This window comes from Streptomyces sp. NBC_01351 (assembly GCF_036237315.1).
In the GTDB taxonomy this organism is placed as follows: Bacteria; Actinomycetota; Actinomycetes; order Streptomycetales; family Streptomycetaceae; genus Streptomyces.
This window is the reverse complement of sequence record NZ_CP108356.1, coordinates 4,561,737-4,577,438: the sequence shown is the minus strand read 5'-3', so window position 1 is coordinate 4,577,438 and position 15,702 is coordinate 4,561,737. Positions and strand designations below refer to the sequence as shown.

The 15,702-nt window shown below is 70.8% G+C and carries 16 protein-coding genes and 1 tRNA gene; 8 read left to right on the top strand and 9 right to left on the bottom strand.

Features of this window, described 5'->3' with window-relative positions; genetic code table 11:
* Positions 1 to 336 precede the first annotated feature (336 nt).
* The 3 genes from OG625_RS21195 to nth form a co-directional block, all read right to left on the bottom strand.
* Positions 337 to 1,539 carry a MarP family serine protease gene (locus OG625_RS21195; RefSeq protein WP_329383359.1) on the bottom strand — a complete coding sequence of 401 codons (1,203 nt, stop codon included), beginning with the start codon at positions 1,537 to 1,539 and terminating at the stop codon, positions 337 to 339.
* A gap of 13 nt (positions 1,540 to 1,552) precedes the next feature.
* A complete protein-coding gene (locus OG625_RS21190) occupies positions 1,553 to 2,278 on the bottom strand; it encodes an NUDIX hydrolase (RefSeq protein ID WP_329383356.1) in 726 nt (241 codons plus the stop codon).
* Positions 2,279 to 2,367: 89 nt separating this feature from the next.
* On the bottom strand, positions 2,368 to 3,240 hold the full coding sequence (nth, locus tag OG625_RS21185) for an endonuclease III (protein WP_443067745.1): 873 nt from the start codon (positions 3,238 to 3,240) through the stop codon (positions 2,368 to 2,370).
* Positions 3,241 to 3,584: 344 nt separating this feature from the next.
* Here nth and OG625_RS21180 point away from each other — a divergent pair, with 344 nt between their 5' ends.
* Both OG625_RS21180 and OG625_RS21175 read left to right on the top strand, forming a co-directional pair.
* Positions 3,585 to 4,259, top strand: coding sequence for a Crp/Fnr family transcriptional regulator (locus tag OG625_RS21180; protein ID WP_003981529.1), 675 nt, complete (start codon positions 3,585 to 3,587; stop codon positions 4,257 to 4,259).
* Positions 4,260 to 4,399: 140 nt separating this feature from the next.
* Positions 4,400 to 5,206: a nucleotidyltransferase gene (locus tag OG625_RS21175; RefSeq protein WP_329383349.1), complete on the top strand. Its 807-nt coding sequence runs from the start codon at positions 4,400 to 4,402 to the stop codon at positions 5,204 to 5,206.
* Here the strand turns inward: OG625_RS21175 and OG625_RS21170 are convergent.
* From OG625_RS21170 to OG625_RS21155, 4 genes are all read right to left on the bottom strand, one after another.
* Positions 5,203 to 6,051 carry an MBL fold metallo-hydrolase gene (locus OG625_RS21170; protein ID WP_329383346.1) on the bottom strand — a complete coding sequence of 283 codons (849 nt, stop codon included), beginning with the start codon at positions 6,049 to 6,051 and terminating at the stop codon, positions 5,203 to 5,205. The genes OG625_RS21175 and OG625_RS21170 overlap by 4 nt on opposite strands.
* Positions 6,048 to 6,950 carry an NUDIX hydrolase gene (locus tag OG625_RS21165; RefSeq protein ID WP_329383344.1) on the bottom strand — a complete coding sequence of 301 codons (903 nt, stop codon included), beginning with the start codon at positions 6,948 to 6,950 and terminating at the stop codon, positions 6,048 to 6,050. The genes OG625_RS21170 and OG625_RS21165 overlap by 4 nt, the downstream gene beginning before the upstream one ends.
* Before the next feature lie 192 nt (positions 6,951 to 7,142).
* Positions 7,143 to 7,619, bottom strand: a complete 477-nt coding sequence (locus OG625_RS21160; protein WP_329383341.1) for a RidA family protein — start codon at positions 7,617 to 7,619, stop codon at positions 7,143 to 7,145.
* Positions 7,616 to 7,777, bottom strand: a complete 162-nt coding sequence (locus OG625_RS21155) for a DUF4177 domain-containing protein (RefSeq protein WP_007264966.1) — start codon at positions 7,775 to 7,777, stop codon at positions 7,616 to 7,618. Before OG625_RS21155 ends, OG625_RS21160 begins: the two co-directional genes overlap by 4 nt.
* A gap of 53 nt (positions 7,778 to 7,830) precedes the next feature.
* Here OG625_RS21155 and OG625_RS21150 point away from each other — a divergent pair, with 53 nt between their 5' ends.
* Both OG625_RS21150 and OG625_RS21145 read left to right on the top strand, forming a co-directional pair.
* The gene (locus OG625_RS21150) at positions 7,831 to 8,814 is read left to right on the top strand and encodes an ArsA-related P-loop ATPase (protein ID WP_329383334.1); all 984 of its coding nucleotides are present in this window, start codon (positions 7,831 to 7,833) and stop codon (positions 8,812 to 8,814) included.
* Entirely contained in the window at positions 8,811 to 10,106 is a 1,296-nt protein-coding gene (locus tag OG625_RS21145) for an ArsA family ATPase (RefSeq protein ID WP_329383331.1), read from the top strand. The genes OG625_RS21150 and OG625_RS21145 overlap by 4 nt, the downstream gene beginning before the upstream one ends.
* A 29-nt stretch (positions 10,107 to 10,135) precedes the next feature.
* Here the strand turns inward: OG625_RS21145 and OG625_RS21140 are convergent, their stop codons facing one another.
* Entirely contained in the window at positions 10,136 to 10,486 is a 351-nt protein-coding gene (locus OG625_RS21140; protein WP_329383327.1) for a WhiB family transcriptional regulator, read from the bottom strand.
* A 397-nt stretch (positions 10,487 to 10,883) separates the two neighbouring features.
* Between OG625_RS21140 and OG625_RS21135 the strand changes: the two genes are divergently transcribed.
* Positions 10,884 to 13,166, top strand: a complete 2,283-nt coding sequence (locus OG625_RS21135; protein ID WP_329383324.1) for a transglycosylase domain-containing protein — start codon at positions 10,884 to 10,886, stop codon at positions 13,164 to 13,166.
* Positions 13,167 to 13,240: 74 nt separating this feature from the next.
* Here OG625_RS21135 and OG625_RS21130 read toward each other — a convergent pair whose 3' ends face one another.
* The gene (locus OG625_RS21130; RefSeq protein WP_329383320.1) at positions 13,241 to 13,702 is read right to left on the bottom strand and encodes a GatB/YqeY domain-containing protein; all 462 of its coding nucleotides are present in this window, start codon (positions 13,700 to 13,702) and stop codon (positions 13,241 to 13,243) included.
* 68 nt (positions 13,703 to 13,770) lie between these two features.
* Between OG625_RS21130 and OG625_RS21125 the strand changes: the two genes are divergently transcribed.
* The 3 genes from OG625_RS21125 (at position 13,771) to OG625_RS21115 (ending at position 15,564) form a co-directional block, all read left to right on the top strand.
* The gene (locus OG625_RS21125) at positions 13,771 to 14,709 is read left to right on the top strand and encodes a metallophosphoesterase (RefSeq protein ID WP_329383317.1); all 939 of its coding nucleotides are present in this window, start codon (positions 13,771 to 13,773) and stop codon (positions 14,707 to 14,709) included.
* Between the two features lie 34 nt (positions 14,710 to 14,743).
* A complete protein-coding gene (locus OG625_RS21120) occupies positions 14,744 to 15,451 on the top strand; it encodes a Pr6Pr family membrane protein (RefSeq protein WP_329383314.1) in 708 nt (235 codons plus the stop codon).
* A 39-nt stretch (positions 15,452 to 15,490) separates the two neighbouring features.
* Positions 15,491 to 15,564 (top strand) — tRNA-Pro (locus OG625_RS21115).
* Positions 15,565 to 15,702 lie beyond the last annotated feature (138 nt).

Genomic DNA, 15,702 nt, shown 5'->3' with positions numbered 1-15,702 from the left:
GACAAGCATTCAATTGCCTGGCGCATAGGCCAATTGGCCGCCCCGGAAGGGGTTACCGACCTTGGGGCACGGGCACAGCTCGGAGTATGGGCTGGACGCACGACTACGGTGACACCGCACGCGAAGACCGCTCGGACGCAGCTCCGGGCACCCACGGGAGGGCCGGCCGGCACGGCCACGACCTCCGACTCGGGATTCCGCGCATCCTGCGCCGCCGGGCCCTGTGGGTCTCGGCGCGCCTACGCCATCCACGGACGTAGGAGGACGCAAGGTCCGGGGACGTCAGGTCCGGGACCTGAGTCCGGGACGTCAGTCCGGCGCCTCGGGTTCGCGGCCTCAGAGGGCGCAGCCCTGGCTGTCGATCCGGCGGTCGGCGGTCCTGCCGATCCGGATGTCGTCGCGGATCTCGTCCACCGTCAGCGCGTAGCCGGTGTTCGGGTCGTCGAGGGACTTCGCGAAGACGACCCCGTACACCTTGCCGTCGGGCGTCAGCAGCGGACCGCCGGAGTTGCCCTGGCGGACCGTCGCGAACAGTGAGTAGACGTCCCGTCGGACGGTGCCCCGGTGGTAGATGTCCGGGCCGTTGGCGTTGATCCGGCCGCGGACCCGGGCCGCGCGCACGTCGTACGCGCCGTTCTCCGGGAAGCCGGCGACGATCGCGTCGTTGCCGCTCACCGCGTCCTTGTCGGTGAACTCCAGCGCCGGCGCCTTCAGCTTGGGCACGTCCAGGACGGCGATGTCGCGCTCCCAGTCGTAGAGCACGACCTTGCCGTCGTACAGCTTGCCCTCGCCGCCGACCTGCACGGTCGGCTCGCCGACCCCGCCGACGACGTGTGCGTTGGTCATCACCTTGCCGGGCGCGAAGACGAAGCCGGTGCCCTCCAGCACCTTGCTGCAGCTGGGCGCGGTGCCGACGACCTTCACGATCGACTGCTTGGCCTGCTCCGCGACGGGGCTCGTGGAGAGGTCCGGGTCCGGCGCCTGCACCGCGGGGATGGGCTCGTTCGAGAACGGGGTGAACACCTGCGGGAAGCCGTTGCGCTCCAGGGTGGACCTGAAGTCCGAGAACCAGGTGTTCGCCTGCTCGGGCAGCACCCGGGCCACTCCGAGGAGCACCTTGGAGTTGCGGACCTCCTTGCCCAGCGTGGGCACCGAGGTCCCGGCGAGCAGCGAACCGATCAGCCAGGCCACCAGCAGCATCGCGACCACGTTGACCAGGGCGCCGCCGGCCGCATCGATCACGCGCGCCGGATTCCGGGTGATGCGGCGGCGGAGGCTGCTGCCGAGGTGGGTGGTCAGGGCCTGCCCGATGGAGGCGCAGACGATGATCACGACGACGGCGATCACCACGGCCGTGGTGGACACCTGGGTGCCGTTGTCCGTCACCCGGTCCCAGACCAGTGGCAGCAGGGACACGGCGATGAGGCCACCGCCGAGGAAGCCGATCACCGACAGGATGCCGACGACGAACCCCTGGCGGTAGCCGACGATCGCGAACCACACGGCGGCGACCAACAACAAGATGTCCAGCACGTTCACGTGGGCCACCGTCTCATGCGCGCCAGTCGAGCGGGACCTGCCGTGAGCGGTCCCACGGGCGCTCCCAGCCCGCGAAGTGCAGGATCCGGTCGATCACCCCGGCGGTGAACCCCCAGACCAGGGCCGATTCGACGGTGAAGCCCGGCCCCAGGTGACCGCCCGGGTGGACGGTCGTGACCCGGTGCGCCGGGTCCGTGAGATCGGCCACGGGAACCGTGAAGACCCGGGCCGTCTCGGCCGGGTCCACGGCTCCGACCGGGCTGGGCGTACGCCACCAGCCGAGGACCGGGGTCACGACGAACTCGCTGACCGGGATGTACAGCCGGGGCAGCACCCCGAAGAGCTGGACCCCGGAGGGGTCGAGCCCGGTCTCCTCCTCGGCCTCGCGCAGGGCGGCGCGCAGCGGGCCCGTGGTGGCCGGATCGCCGTCCTCCGGGTCCAGGGCGCCGCCCGGGAAGGACGGCTGGCCCGCGTGCGAGCGGAGAGTGCCTGCGCGCTCCATGAGCAGCAGCTCGGGGCCGCGGGGGCCCTCGCCGAAGAGGACGAGCACGGCCGACTGACGGCCGCGGCCGTCAGTCGGGGGCAGGAACCGGCTCAGCTGCGGCCCCTCCACGGAGCGGGCCGCCTCGGCGACGGGGTCGAGCCAGGCGGGCAGGCCGGTGGTGGTGACGGCGATGTCGCCGCCGAAGCCCTCCCGGGCTGTGGCCGTCTCGTCCCGCGTACCGCTACCGCGCGTCATAGGCATCCCTGTCCGTGTCTCCCACAACCGCCAACGCGGTGCGGGTACCGATTCGTTCCTCAGGTGCGGCGCCGCTGCCGGGGCTGGAGTTACGCCGGGGTTGGGCTCGGTTTCGACGGGGCCGGGAGGCCCGGGTAGTCCGGGGGTGGGGTCAGGCGTTGGCCCGGCTGGCCGCCCTTCTCGTACTTGAGCAGCTTCTTCGCCTTCTCCGGATCCGTTTCGCCCTCCCCGTAGGCCGGGCACAGCGGCGCGATCGGGCAGGCTCCGCAGGCCGGCTTGCGCGAGTGGCAGATCCGGCGGCCGTGGAAGACGACCCGGTGCGAGAGCATCGTCCACTCGCTCTTCGGGAAGATCGCGCAGATCTCCGCCTCGACCTTCTCCGGGTCCTCCTGCTCGGTCCACTTCCAGCGGCGCACCAGCCGGCCGAAGTGGGTGTCCACGGTGATGCCGGGGACTCCGAACGCATTGCCCAGGACGACGTTCGCCGTCTTGCGGCCGACCCCGGGCAGCGTCACCAGGTCCTCGATGCGGCCGGGAACCTCTCCGCCGAAGTTGTCCCGCAGGGCCTGTGAGAGGCCGAGGAGGGAGCGGGACTTCGCCCGGAAGAACCCGGTCGGCCGAATCAGCTCCTCCAGGTCCTCCGGAACTGCCGCGGCCATGTCCTCGGGGGTCGGGTAGGCGGCGAAGAGGGCCGGGGTCGTCTGGTTCACGCGCAGGTCGGTGGTCTGCGCGGACAGGACGGTGGCGACCAGGAGCTCGAAGGGATTGCGGAAGTCGAGCTCCGGATGGGCGTACGGGTACAACTCGGCCAACTCGCGGTTGATGCGGCGGGCGCGACGCACCATGGAGAGGTGGGACTCGGGCTTGGCGGTCGCCTTGGCAGGCGCCTTCGCCGGGGCCGGTGCCTTCGCGACAGCCTTCGCGGGCACCTTCACCGGGGCCGCCACCCCGTTGGCCGTCACCGGTGCCTTCGGCCGTTTCTTGGCCGAATCTTTGCCCTGAGGGGTCGGTGGGGCCTTCGCGGGCACCTTCGCGGGGGCATGTTCGCCCACGGCTGAATTATGGGCCGCCGTCACTCCCGCGGACCCCTTGGCCTGTGCTCTCACCGGCTTATTGGACACCCGGCCAGCCTAAGGCCGGCCGCTGACACCCGCCCGGACCTCAGGTAACACCACCCCGATTGGTCTCTCACCACACAGCACGGGCGTCCGTCCGGCATCCTTGGTAGTGATTGATCGCACTGTTTGAGCCGTCCGGCAAAATGAGGGACCGGTCCCCTGAGCTGGTCGACATAGGAGAGAGACTCGTGGACGACGTTCTGCGGCGCGCCCCGCTCTTCGCGGCGCTCGATGACGAGCAGGCCGCGGAGCTCCGCGCCTCCATGGGCGAGGTGACCCTCGCACGCGGTGACGCCCTGTTCCACGAGGGCGACCCCGGCGACCGGCTGTATGTCGTGACCGAGGGCAAGGTGAAGCTCCACCGCACCTCCCCCGACGGCCGCGAGAACATGCTGGCCGTCCTCGGCCCCGGCGAGCTGATCGGCGAGCTGTCGCTCTTCGACCCGGGCCCGCGCACCGCCACCGCCACCGCGCTGACCGAGGTCAAGCTGCTCGGCCTCGGCCACGGCGACCTCCAGCCCTGGCTCAACGCCCGGCCGGAGGTCGCGACCGCACTGCTGCGCGCCGTCGCCCGCCGCCTGCGCAAGACCAACGACCAGATGTCCGACCTGGTCTTCTCCGACGTTCCCGGCCGTGTGGCACGGGCGCTCCTGGACCTGTCGCGCCGGTTCGGCGTGCAGTCCGAGGAGGGCATCCACGTCGTGCACGACCTCACGCAGGAGGAGCTGGCGCAGCTCGTCGGCGCGTCGCGCGAGACCGTGAACAAGGCGCTGGCCGACTTCGCGGGCCGCGGCTGGCTCCGCCTGGAGGCCCGTGCCGTGATCCTGCTGGACGTGGAGCGGCTGGCGAAGCGGTCCCGCTGACGCCGGCCTTTGCCGTGTGAGGGGCCCTGCCCGGCTGGGCGGGGCCCCTTCGGCGTATCCGGGCGCGGAGCCGTCGTGGGGGCGCTTCCGGTCCCCCGTGCCTCAGGCGCCGGCGGGGCCACACCCTGCACAGTGGGTGCATGGAGCACAGAGGTGTGGACCCGTACGGGTACTTCGAGCGCGAGGGCGCGCTCGGGAAGGTGCAGGAACGGTTCCGCGGGGTCGTCGCGGCCGCGCGGGAGCGGACCGGCGAGGCGTTCGGGCGCCGGCTGCACAGCGCCTACCTGTACGGATCCGTGCCCCGCGGGGCGGCCCGGCCCGGGCGGTCCGACCTCGACCTGCTGCTCGCCCTGCACCACGAGCCCTCCGCCGAGGACCGGGACACCGCCGAGGTACTGGCGCGCGGGCTCGACGAGGAGTTCGAGGAGATCGACGGGGTCGGCCTCCTGCTCTACGGCAAGGACACCCTGCTGAGCGAGGCGGAACAATTCGACCTCGGCTGGTTCCTCGCCTGCCTGTGCACCCCGCTGCTCGGCGCGGACCTGGCCGAGCACCTGCCCCGCTACCGCCCCGACGGCCTGCTGGCCCGCGAGACCAACGGCGACCTGGCCGAGCGGCTGCCCGCCTGGCGCGCCACGGCGCAGGCCGCGACCACCCCGGAGGAGTACCGGAGGCTGAGCCGGTCCTTCGCCCGGCAGCTGGTCCGCACCGGCTTCACGCTGGTCATGCCCCGGTGGGGCGGCTGGACCAGCGACCTCACCGAGTCGGCTGAGGTCTTCGGCCTGTACTACCCGGAGCGCGCCGCGCAGATGCGGGGAGCGGCCGCCGTGGCACTGGATCCGGTCGCGGACCCGGCGGTGCTGCGTGCGTACATCGAGGACCTGGGGCCGTGGCTCGCCGACGAGTACACCGCCCGGCACGGCACGAAGAGCCCCCGTTCGGCCTAGAGCTCGGGGCCGCCCGGGATCAGGCCGTGCTCCTGGAGGTACTCCAGCTGCGCGCGGACGGACCATTCCGCCGCCGGCCACAGGGAGCGGTCCACGTCCGCGTAGACCTGCCGGACGACGGCCTCGGGGGTGACGAAGCCGTTCTCGACGGCCGTCTCGACCTGCGCGAGCCGGTGCGCCCGGTGGGCCAGGTAGAACTCCACGGCGCCCTGCGCGTCCTCCAGCACCGGCCCGTGGCCCGGCAGGACGGTGTGCACGCCGTCGTCGACCGTGAGCGAGCGCAGACGGCGCAGGGAGTCCAGGTAGTCGCCCAGGCGGCCGTCGGGGTGGGCGACGACGGTCGTACCGCGCCCGAGGACGGTGTCGCCCGTCAGCACCGCCCGGTCGGCGGGCAGGTGGAAGCAGAGCGAGTCGCTGGTGTGCCCCGGGGTCGGGACCACGCGCAGCTCCAGCCCGCCGGTCCGGATGACGTCCCCCGCCGCCAGGCCCTCGTCGCCGAGGCGCAGGGCCGGGTCCAGGGCGCGGACCTTGGTACCGGTGAGCTCGGCGAAGCGGCCGGCGCCCTCGGCGTGGTCGGGGTGGCCGTGGGTGAGCAGGGTGAGGGCGATCCGCTTGCCCGCCTGCTCGGCGGCGGCGATGACCGCGCGCAGGTGTACGTCGTCCAGCGGGCCGGGGTCGACCACGACGGCCAGGTCGGAGCCGGGCTCGGACAGGAGCCAGGTATTGGTGCCGTCCAGGGTCATCGCGGAGGCGTTGGGGGCCAGGACGTTCACCGCGCGGGCGGTCGCGGGCCCGGAGGAGACCACTCCACGGGGCTGTCCGGGCAGTGCGGCGGCGTCGGTCACTCGGTGCCTCCGGGGCGGTCGATGCTGACGCGCTTGGTGAACTCGTCGTGGCCCGGCCAGCTCAGAACCAGCTCCCCGCCCTCCAGCGAGGCCTGCGCCAGCACGGGGGTGAGGTCCTTGCCGGCGGCCCCCGCGAGTGCCTCTGCGGCGCTCCCGTACGGCTCCAGGGAGCGCAGGGTGGTGATCGTGGGCGGCATCATCAGGAGCTCGCCCTTGTCGTATCCGGCGGCCGCGTCGGCCGGGCGGATCCAGACGGTCCGGTCGGCCTCGGTGGAGGCGTTGCGGGTGCGCTGGCCCTCGGGGAGGGCGGCGACGAAGAACCAGGTGTCGTAGCGGCGCTGCTCGAACTCCGGGGTGATCCAGCGCGCCCACGCCCCGAGCAGGTCGGAGCGCAGCCGCAGGCCGCGGCGGTCGAGGAACTCGGCGAAGGACAGCTCCCGCGCCACGAGAGCCTCGCGGTCGGCCTCCCAGTCGTCGCCGGTGGTGTCCCCGACGACGGTGTCCGCGGTCGGCCCGGCGAGCAGGACGCCGGCCTCCTCGAAGGTCTCCCGTACGGCTCCGCAGACGATGGCCTGGGCGGTACGGGTGTCCGTGCCGAGCCGCTCGGCCCAGTCGGCTCGGCTGGGCCCGGCCCAGCCGACCTGGTGCTCCTCGTCGCGCGGGTCGACCCCGCCGCCGGGATAGGCGTACGCGCCTCCGGCGAAGGCCATGGAGGCCCGCCTGCGGAGCATGTGCACGGTGGGCCCGGCGGGGGTGTCGCGCAGCAGCATGACGGTGGCGGCGCGCTTCGGTTCCACCGGGGTGAGGGAACCGTCCGCGAGCGCGCGGATGCGGTCGGGCCACTCCGGGGGGTACCACTGGCCTCCGGGGGGCGGGGTGGGCTGCTGCTGATTCGGCATGGCGGGATGCTACGGCCATCCGGCCCGATGTTCGAGGGTCTCCTGCTGCGCGCGGCCTCCTGGAGCTCCGCCCCAGACCCTCCCCCAGACTCCGTCCGGGGGGACCCCAGCGGTAGCCGGGGGAGGGTCCGGGGGCGGCGCCCCCGGGAACGGCGCCGCACCTGCGGACCTGGACCACCGCCCCGGAGGGGGTCAGGCTCCGGGGACCAGTTCGACCTGGATCTCGACCTCGACCGGCGCGTCCAGCGGGAGGACCGCCACGCCGACCGCGCTGCGGGCGTGGACGCCCTTCTCGCCGAGGACCGCGCCCAGGAGCTCGCTCGCGCCGTTCAGCACGCCCGGCTGGGCGGTGAAGTCGGGGGCCGAGGCGATGAAGCCGACGACCTTCACGACACGCGCGATCTTGTCGAGGTCGCCGATGACCGACTTGACGGCGGCCAGGGCGTTCAGCGCGCACACGGCGGCCAGTTCCTTGGCCTGCTCCGCCGAGACCTCGGCGCCGACCTTGCCGGTGACCGGCATGCTGCCCTTGACCATCGGGAGCTGGCCCGCGGTGTAGACGTACGCACCCGACCGGACCGCCGGCTGGTACGCGGCGATCGGCGGGACGACCTCGGGGAGGGTCAGGCCGAGCTCGGCCAGCTTCGCTTCGACGGCGCCGCCGCTCATGCCTTCTCCCGCTTGAGGTAGGCCACCAGCTGCTCGGGGTTGTTCGGCCCGGGCACGACCTGGACGAGCTCCCAGCCGTCCTCGCCCCAGGTGTCCAGGATCTGCTTGGTGGCGTGGACCAGCAGCGGGACGGTCGCGTATTCGAACTTCTTGGTCATGGGAGCGAGGGTAGTGCCTGCGGTCCGGGGCAAAGGAATTAGGCTCGGGCGCTGTGAGCAGGCTCCAGGTGGTCAGCGGCAAGGGCGGCACCGGCAAGACCACGGTCGCCGCGGCACTCGCGCTCGCCCTCGCACGCGAGGGCAAGCGGACTCTTCTGGTGGAGGTCGAGGGCAGGCAGGGCATCGCACAGCTCTTCGGTACGGAGGCGCTCCCGTACGAGGAACGGAAGATCGCGGTCGCGCCGGGTGGCAGCGGGGAGGTCTTCGCGCTCGCCATCGACGCCGAACGGGCGCTGCTGGACTACCTCCAGATGTTCTACAAGCTCGGCTCGGCCGGCCGGGCGCTCAAGAAGCTCGGCGCCATCGACTTCGCCACGACCATCGCCCCCGGGCTGCGCGACGTGCTGCTGACGGGCAAGGCCTGCGAGGCCGTGCGGCGCAAGGACAGGGCCGGCCGGTTCGTCTACGACCACGTGATCATGGACGCGCCGCCGACCGGACGGATCACCCGCTTCCTGAACGTCAACGACGAGGTGGCGGGCCTGGCCCGGTTCGGGCCGATCCACAACCAGGCGCAGGCCGTCATGAAGGTGCTCAAGTCCCCGGAGACGGCCGTCCACCTGGTCACCCTCCTGGAGGAGATGCCCGTCCAGGAGACCGCGGACGGGATCGAGGAGCTGCGGCGGGCCGGGCTGCCCGTCGGGCGGGTCGTCGTCAACATGGTGCGCCCGCACCACCTGGACGAGGACACCCTGCGCGCCGCCGCCGAGGACCACCGTGCCGGGGTCGCACAGGCGCTCTCCCGCGCGGGACTCGGCGGCGCGCGCCGCGGCGGGCTCGCCGAGCGGCTGGTTGAGCCACTGCTCGTGCAGGCCGCCGAGCACGCGAGCCGGGTGGAGCTGGAGCGCGAGCAGCGCGCCGTACTGGGCGAGCTGGACGTGCCGACGTACGAACTCCCCCTGCTCGGCGCCGGTATGGACCTGGCCGGGCTGTACGAGCTGGCGAAGGAACTGCGCAAGCAGTCGGTGGGCGAATGAGCGAGGGGGTGGACACCGTGGGGCTGGACTCTGCGCCGCGACTGGCGGTCGACGGGCTGCTGGACGACCCGGGGACCCGGATCGTCGTGTGCTGCGGGGCGGGCGGGGTCGGCAAGACCACCACGGCCGCGGCGCTCGGCGTACGGGCGGCCGAGCGCGGGCGGAAGGTGGTGGTGCTGACCATCGACCCGGCGCGGCGGCTCGCTCAGTCGATGGGGATCGACTCGCTGGACAACACCCCGCGCGAGGTCGGCGGCGTGGGCGCCGACGGCGGTGGACTGCACGCCATGATGCTCGACATGAAGCGGACCTTCGACGAGATCGTCGAGGCGCACGCGGACGGCGAGCGGGCCAAGGCCATCCTCGCCAACCCCTTCTACCAGTCGCTGTCGGCCGGCTTCGCGGGAACGCAGGAGTACATGGCGATGGAGAAGCTGGGGCAGCTGCGGGCCCGGGACGACTGGGACCTGATCATCGTGGACACCCCGCCGAGCCGGTCCGCGCTGGACTTCCTCGACGCGCCGAAGCGCCTCGGATCCTTCCTGGACGGGAAGTTCATCCGGGTGCTGATGGCTCCGGCGAAGGTGGGCGGCCGGGCGGGGATGAAGTTCCTCAATGTCGGCATGTCGATCATGACGGGCACCCTCAGCAAGCTGATGGGCGCCTCGCTGCTGAAGGACGTTCAGACCTTCGTGGCCGCGATGGACACGATGTTCGGCGGCTTCCGCACCCGCGCGGACGCGACCTTCCGGCTGCTCCAGGCGCCGGGCACGGCCTTCCTCGTGGTCGCCGCGCCCGAACCGGACGCCCTGCGCGAGGCGGCGTACTTCGTGGAGCGGCTGGCCGCGGAGAAGATGCCGCTGGCGGGTCTCGTACTGAACCGGGTGCACGGCAGTGGCGCCGACCAGCTGTCCGCCGAGCGGGCGTTGGCCGCTGCGGAGAATCTTGAAGACGGCGGCATTGTCGATCAGGAGTCCGGGAAAGCTGGACTTCGTGACTCGGCCCACGACGCCGACGACGCCGGCTCCCCCGCCGACACGACCGACGTAGCGACCGACGACACGCCCGACAGCTCCCTCGTCGTGGACGAGATCACCGCAGGACTGCTGCGCCTGCACGCGGAGAGGATGCAGGTGATCGCGCGTGAGCAGCGCACACGCGATCGCTTCACCTCACTGCACCCCGAAGTGGCGGTGGCCGAAGTGGCCGCCCTGCCCGGCGATGTACACGACCTCGCCGGGCTGCGGGCCATCGGAGAGCGACTCGCGGCCGGGGTACCGACCGGAGCGTAGGCGTTCGTACGTCGTGGCGGCCGTGTGGTCTACCCGGCTGCCGCGTACGTTTCGTACGCAACGTCGATCTCCGTGTCTGCATCCATGGTGAGGATGCCCGTGCTGCGCTCGTACTCCGTGCGAGCGGTTTCGAGCAGCCGTCGCCACGAGGTGACGGTGGGACGCCGGCGCAGCAGCGCGCGTCGTTCCCGCTCGGTCATTCCGCCCCACACGCCGAACTCGACGCGATTGTCGAGCGCGTCGGCCAGGCACTCGGTCCGCACCGGACATCCGGTGCACACCGCCTTGGCCCTGTTCTGTGCCGCTCCTTGAACGAACAGTTCATCCGGATCGGTAGTGCGGCAGGCTGCCTGCGCACTCCAGTCGGTAACCCAGCCCATCCCGGCGCCGTCCTCTCCCGAATCGAGGCTCCCCCACGGCGGCAGAGGCATATTCACCGCTGCCAGTTGAGGACGTTACGGAAGGTGGGCACAGTGCAACACCCCCGACGGGCCCAATCTTGAATGGTCCGAACGGACTATGGGTAAGCGGCAGATCACCCGACGGAGTGATCCGGCGACATGCCCGGCCATTCCGGCGATTCGGATGAAATCGGCGGGGCATCACGAGCACGCAGTCACAGCGAACAGCGAGATTCGGACATGAGTCCACCCCATTCGGGAAGGGTGAAAATCAAGCCGAGGGGTTGATGTGACACCCGACTGCTGTGACAGTTGGGGACAGCTTAGGCCAAGGCATTCGCGCGTGTCCGGCGAATCAGAACGTAGGCTGCCCTCCATGGGAAAGAAGCGCTCGGGCGGCGGGCTCACGGGGAGCCAGCAGGCCGCCAAGTTCCTCGGGGTGTCCGTTCTCTCCGGAGTTGTGCTGGCCGGCATGGCGATTCCGGCGGCGGGTGCCCTGGGGCTCGCGGCCAAGGGTACGGTCGAGGGATTCGATGAGATTCCGGCCAATCTCAAGACTCCGCCACTGAGCCAGCGGACCACGATTCTGGACGCCCAAGGTGACGTGATCGCCATGGTCTATTCGCGCGACCGGCAAGTGGTCCCCCTCACGGCGATCTCCCCGTACATGCAGAAGGCGATCGTCGCCATCGAGGACTCGCGTTTCTACGAGCACGGTGCGATCGACCTCAAGGGCATCCTGCGCGCGGTCAACCGCAACGCGCAGGAAGGCGGCGCGGCACAGGGTGCCTCGACGCTCACCCAGCAGTACGTGAAGAACGTGTTCGTCGAAGAGGCCGGTGACGACGAGACGAAGGTGCGCGCGGCCCAGGAGAAGAGCCTCGGGCGAAAGATCCGCGAACTGAAGTACGCGATCCAGGTCGAGGAGGAGCTCGGGAAGAAGAAGATCCTCGAGAACTACCTCAACATCACGTTCTTCGGCCAGCAGGCGTTCGGAGTCGAATCCGCCGCCCAGCGCTACTTCAGCAAGCCGGCCAAGGACCTGACCCTGGAAGAGTCCGCGATGCTGGCGGGCGTCGTCCAGTCGCCGACCCGGTACGACCCGGTGAACGACACGACCGAGGCGACGAAGCGCCGCAACCTCGTCCTGCAGCGAATGGCCGACATCAAGGACATCTCCCAGGCGGAGGCGGACGCGGCGAAGGCGAAGCCGGTCGTCCTGAAGGTGACCAAGCCCAAGAACGGCTGCATCACCGCGGTCAAGGGCGCCGGGTTCTTCTGTGACTACGTGAAGAACTCCTTCCTCACCGACCCGGTCTTCGGCAAGACGCGCGAGGAGCGGGCGAAGGTCTGGAACCAGGGCGGTCTGACCGTACGGACGACCCTGGACCCGCAGGCGCAGGACGCGGCGAACGAGTCGATCAAGGACCACGTCTACCAGGAGGACTCGATCGCGACGGCCGTGACCGTCGTCCAGCCGGGCACCGGGCGGGTGCTGGCGATGGGTCAGTCCAAGCCGTACGGCTTCGGCAAGAACGAGACCGTGATCAACTACTCCGTGGACAAGCGGATGGGCGGCTCGAACTTCGGCTTCCAGGTCGGCTCCACCTTCAAGCCGTTCATCGCGGCCGCCGCGCTGGAGCGCGGCATGCCGGCGACGAAGGTGTACGGGGCGCCGAACAAGATGGACTACCCGAGCCCGATCAGCCGCTGTGACGGCACGTCGTACATCAACCCGCCCTCCAGGCGGGAGACGGCGGAGAACGAGACCGAGGACGAGATCGGTCCGTACGCCATGAAGACGGCGATGGAGAAGTCCATCAACACGTACTTCGTCGAGATGATCGGTGAGATCGGCCTCTGCCCGGTTTCGGAGATGACGCAGAAGCTCGGCGTCGTCCCGGCCGACGGCTCGAAGCTGCCCGAGGGACCCTCGATCGCGCTCGGCTCCGCCGAACTCTCCCCGCTGACGATGGCCAACGCGTACGCGACCTTCGCCAACCGGGGCGTCTACTGCACCCCGATCGCCATAGAGTCGATCACCGACGCCCATGGCAAGGCGCTGGCGGTGCCGAAGAGCAAGTGCGACCGGGCGATGGCCACGGAGACCGCGGACACGATCAACACCCTGCTGCGCGGAGTGGTCGACTCCGGTACCGGTGAGCGAGCGGGTCTGACCGAGCGCGACAGCGCGGGCAAGACCGGTACGACGGACTCCCGTCACAACGCCTGGTTCGTGGGCTACACCCCGAACATCTCCGGTGCGGTGTGGGTCGGTTCGGGCGGCACAAAGAAGATCACGATGGAGAACATCAGGATCGGCGGCCAGTACTACCCGAAGGTCTTCGGCGGCGGCCTGCCCGGCCCGATCTGGAAGGACGCCATCACCGGCGCCCTGTCCGGGCGCGAGTCCCCCACCTTCACCACCGTCAGCATCCCGGAGCCTGTCGTTCCGTCCGGCGGCTCCCGCGGCAACAAGCCGCCCACGAGCACGAGCAAGCCCGGCAAGCCGGGCGGCGACAACAAGCCCGGCGGGCGGCCCGGCGGAGCGACGACCGTCGGAGCCACCGGCGGCACCACGGGCGGGGACACCGACACGCCCTTCCCCGGTTTCACGATCGGCCCGGGCGGCATCATCGGCGGCCGCGAGGAGCAGTAGCCGCGCGGCGCACGAACGACGAGGGCCCCAGCCGAAACCCGGCCGGGGCCCTCACCCGTTTGCGTCCCCCGATGTCAGGAGAGGTGCTTCTTCACGGCGGCGGCGACCCGCCCGCCCTCCGCGAGACCGGCGACCTTCGGGTTCACGATCTTCATGACGGCACCCATCGCGCGCGGCCCCTCGGCGCCCGCGGCCCTGGCCTCCGCGACGGCCTGCGCCACGATCGCGTCGAGCTCCTCGTCGCCGAGCTGCTTGGGCAGGTACGTGTCGAGGAACTCGCCCTCCAGGGTCTCCCGCGCGGCCTGCTCGGGACGGCCGCCCTGGGCGAAGGCCTCCGCGGCCTCGCGGCGCTTCTTCGCCTCCTTGGCGATCACCTTGAGGACCTCGTCGTCGGAGAGCACGCGTGCTTCCTTGCCCGCGACCTCCTGGTTGGTGATGGCGGAGAGGGTCAGTCGCAGGGTGGACGAGTGCAGCTCGTTCCGCGCCCTGATGGCGGTGGTGAGGTCTTCCTGGAGCTTGGCCTTGAGCGTGGTCATGCACCTGAGTCTGCCAGGTACGGGGGCGGTGGCGCCCACCCGTTTTCCGGGTCTGCGACGATGGGTCCATGCGTGCGCGTTACGGAGTACCCCTGAAGGCGGCTGCCGGAATCGCTGCGGTGGGGGCCGCGGGTGTGGCCTATGCCGCCGGTTTCGAGGCGCGGTCGTTCCGCCTGCGCCGGGTGACGGTCCCGGTCCTGCCCCGGGGGATGCGCCCGCTGCGCATACTGCAGGTCTCCGACATCCACATGGTCGGCGGGCAGCGCAAGAAGCGCGCCTGGCTGCAGTCGCTGGCCGGGCTGCGCCCGGACTTCGTCGTGAACACCGGCGACAACCTCTCCGACACCGAAGGCATTCCGGAGGTGCTCGACGCCCTGGGCCCCCTGATGTCCTTCCCCGGCGTGTACGTCTTCGGGTCGAACGACTACTACGGGCCCCGGCTGCGCAACCCCGGGCGCTACCTGATCGAGAAGGCCCAGGGCCGACACGGGCTGAACGGCAACAAGCCGGTCGTCGGCGCCGTCCACAACCCGTGGGAGGAGATGCGGGACGCCTTCGACGCGGCGGGCTGGCTGAACCTCACCAACACCCGGGCGCGGCTGAAACTGGACGGACTGGACCTGGCCTTCACCGGTCTGGACGACCCGCACATCAAGCGGGACCGCTACGAGCGGGTGGCCGGCGGTCCGGACACGGGGGCGGACTTCTCGATCGCCGTGGTCCACGCCCCCTACCTGCGCGTCCTCGAAGCCTTCACCGCCGACCGCTATCCGCTGATCCTCGCCGGCCACACGCACGGCGGACAGCTGTGCATCCCCTTCTACGGGGCGCTCGTCACCAACTGCGACCTGGACACCAAGCGGGTGAAGGGCCTGTCCACCTACGACGCGGCCGGGCAGCGCTCGTACCTGCACGTCTCGGCGGGCTGCGGCACCAACCGGTTCACCCCGGTGCGCTTCGCCTGCCCGCCGGAGGCGACACTCCTGACGCTCACCGAGAAGGCGTAAGGATTCCCCCGACCTCCACCGGTACGTTGATGCGATGACCTCACCGACGTACGCAGTCCAGGCGGCCTTCCGCGCCCTCATCGCCGCTGCGGCCGTGGTGGGGCTCGCCATCGAGCTCACCCACGGCAGCGTCCCCGTCGTCCTGAGCTTCTTCACCATCTGGACGAACATCGCGGTGGCGGTCGTCTTCTCCCTCTCGGCCGCCCGCACCTGGCAGCGCCGCCCGGACGTCGACCCCCTCTACCGGGGCGGGGTCCTGCTCTTCATCCTGATCACCGGGCTGGTCTTCCACCTGGTGCTCGCGAACCCGTCGAGCCCCTTCAACGTGCTGGAGGACCTGAACAAGCTGACCGGCGCCAAGGCCGTCGCCAACCAGCTCCTCCACACGGTCACGCCGATCGGCGCCGTCCTGGACTTCCTCTTCCTCACCGCCCCGGGCACCCTGCTCCCGCGCCACGCCGTCCGCTGGCCGGCGTACCCGCTCGCGTACGTGACCTTCGCGCTGGTCCGCGGAGCCCTGCTGTCCCCCGACGTGAAGAGCCGGTACACGTACCCCTTCATCGACGTGGCCCAGTACGGCTACGGCCGCGTGGCCCTGAACGCGCTGGTGCTGGGCATCCTCTTCTACGCCCTCGGCCTGGCCCTGGTCGCGGCGGACCGCTACCGCCCGGCATCTCCGCTGGCCCCGCGACCGCTCGGTGAAAACCGGATTTCGCCTCAGGCCGCAGGTCCGCTAAAGTAATCGATGTCGCCACGACAGCAGCTGCTGCAAGGCGGCGATCGGGGTGTAGCGCAGCTTGGCAGCGCGCTTCGTTCGGGACGAAGAGGTCGTGGGTTCAAATCCCGCCACCCCGACTTCGTAAGACCAGGTCAAGGGCTTGATCCGCATCGCGGGTCAGGCCCTTCCTGCGTCTGCGGAGATCGTTTGGGAGAAATCTGGGAGAAGATCTTGGTCGGCTTCTCCCAGGAGCCTGGGCGATCTCCGTCTTCGCG

Coding starts and splice junctions, on each gene's coding strand:
- OG625_RS21190 (WP_329383356.1), bottom strand. CDS start 2,278: ATGACGCGCGGTAGCGGTACGCGGGACGAGACGGCCACAGCCCGGGAG.
- OG625_RS21175 (WP_329383349.1), top strand. CDS start 4,400: ATGGAGCACAGAGGTGTGGACCCGTACGGGTACTTCGAGCGCGAGGGC.
- OG625_RS21165 (WP_329383344.1), bottom strand. CDS start 6,950: ATGCCGAATCAGCAGCAGCCCACCCCGCCCCCCGGAGGCCAGTGGTAC.
- OG625_RS21160 (WP_329383341.1), bottom strand. CDS start 7,619: ATGAGCGGCGGCGCCGTCGAAGCGAAGCTGGCCGAGCTCGGCCTGACC.
- OG625_RS21155 (WP_007264966.1), bottom strand. CDS start 7,777: ATGACCAAGAAGTTCGAATACGCGACCGTCCCGCTGCTGGTCCACGCC.
- OG625_RS21145 (WP_329383331.1), top strand. CDS start 8,811: ATGAGCGAGGGGGTGGACACCGTGGGGCTGGACTCTGCGCCGCGACTG.
- OG625_RS21140 (WP_329383327.1), bottom strand. CDS start 10,486: ATGGGCTGGGTTACCGACTGGAGTGCGCAGGCAGCCTGCCGCACTACC.
- OG625_RS21135 (WP_329383324.1), top strand. CDS start 10,884: ATGGGAAAGAAGCGCTCGGGCGGCGGGCTCACGGGGAGCCAGCAGGCC.
- OG625_RS21130 (WP_329383320.1), bottom strand. CDS start 13,702: ATGACCACGCTCAAGGCCAAGCTCCAGGAAGACCTCACCACCGCCATC.
- OG625_RS21125 (WP_329383317.1), top strand. CDS start 13,771: ATGCGTGCGCGTTACGGAGTACCCCTGAAGGCGGCTGCCGGAATCGCT.
- OG625_RS21120 (WP_329383314.1), top strand. CDS start 14,744: ATGACCTCACCGACGTACGCAGTCCAGGCGGCCTTCCGCGCCCTCATC.